The sequence below is a fragment of the Streptomyces sp. NPDC054847 genome (assembly GCF_053610925.1).
Genome location: NZ_JBSGZJ010000762.1, coordinates 1 through 1,425, shown reverse-complemented (window position 1 = coordinate 1,425; position 1,425 = coordinate 1). Strand labels below are relative to the sequence as shown.

General features: G+C 68.8%; 2 protein-coding genes. One reads left to right on the top strand and one right to left on the bottom strand.

Going from position 1 to position 1,425, the window contains the following annotated elements:
- Positions 1-165: 165 nt before the first annotated feature.
- Positions 166-894 (bottom strand): SDR family oxidoreductase, encoded by a 729-nt coding sequence (locus ACWGH4_RS35065; RefSeq protein WP_453467956.1) that lies wholly within the window; start codon positions 892-894, stop codon positions 166-168.
- Between the two features lie 75 nt (positions 895-969).
- Here ACWGH4_RS35065 and ACWGH4_RS35060 point away from each other — a divergent pair, with 75 nt between their 5' ends.
- Positions 970-1,347, top strand: a complete 378-nt coding sequence (locus tag ACWGH4_RS35060) for a MerR family transcriptional regulator (protein ID WP_223770955.1) — start codon at positions 970-972, stop codon at positions 1,345-1,347.
- Positions 1,348-1,425: the final 78 nt, after the last annotated feature.

The following is a 1,425-nucleotide window of genomic DNA, read 5'->3' as shown; positions in this document are numbered from 1 at the left end:
CGCCTGCGCTGGTCCCTATGGCGCCGCCGACACCAGGCCCGAGCCCGTAACTGCCACTACCGCCGACGCGAGGCCACAGCATGAAGATCCACAACTGGCGGATGGGGTATCAATTGACCGACCTCAGAAGCAGCCGGCCGAAGTCCGTGCGGCCCGAGGGACCCCTCAGGCCGCCATCAGCGCCGCCAGGGCGCGGTCCATTGCGGCGTTGAACTCTTCCGGCGTCAGCGGCAGCCGGGACTTGACGTCCCGACTCCATTGGTCGGCGAGGACCTCGGCGGAGCCCGCCTCGACACCGTCGAGCGCCGCGTCGGCCAGGTCCGACGGAGCGATCTTGTCCACGGGCCAGCCCGCGGCCATGTCGGTGTCGGCCAGGCCGAGGTGTACCGCTGTGACGAGCGTGCCCTGCTCGGCGAGCTCCAGGCGGACGCCGTTGGTCATGGCCCAGGCGGCGGCCTTGGTCAGGTGGTAGGCATTGGCACCCTTGCTCCCGAACCACGACATGGCGGAGAGGACGTTGACGATCGCGCCCCCGCCGTTCCTGGCGAGCGCCGGCGCGAACTCCCGGATCATTCCCAGGTGGCCGAACATGTTGGTCTCCAGCTCGTGCCGCACCGCGTCCAGCGAACCGGTCACCAGGTCGGTCCCCGTACTGATTCCCGCGTTGTTGATGAGCAGCGAGACGTCCGGGGCGGCCTCGGCGGCAGCCCTCACGGATGCGGGATCGGCGATGTCGAGGGGCAGCACCTCGACCCCGGGCAGGTCCACGGTCTCCGGTCGGCGGGCCGTCGCGTAGACCTTGCGGGCGCCCCGTTCGAGCAGGCACTGGGTGAAGGCGCGGCCCAGGCCGCGGTTGGCTCCGGTGACAAGGGCAACTGAGTTGTTGATATCCATGTCCGGTACGCTAAAACCTGACGTTGACGTCAGAGGCAAGTGCTGGTCGTCAGGACCGGGGTGAGAGGAATCACCATGACCGTCACGCAGGCCGCGGCCGAGCGGCTGGTCCGCATCGGCGAGGTGGCGCGGGGCGCCGGCGTCTCGGTACGCGCCGTGCGCTACTACGAGCAGCAAGGACTGCTCATCGCGGAGCGCAGCCCATCCGGCCAGCGCCTCTACCGGCAGGACGCAGTCGCCCTGGTGCGCTTCTTCCAGCAGATGTTCGCCGCCGGCCTCACCAGCCGAAGGATCACCGAACTCCTTCCGTGCTGGGACTCCGGGCACACCGACGCCGAGCAACGAGCCATGCTGCGCGCCGAGCGCGACCGTATCCAGGCCAAGGTCGACGACCTACAGACCGCCCTGGACCGCCTCGATGAGATCATCGCGATCACGGACACGCACCCGTAGGCGCGGTCGGTCGGACGGCGCACCAGCGATCTACGGCTGGAGTACTAGAAGGCTCGTGAAGATCTTGGGTTCTGGCCC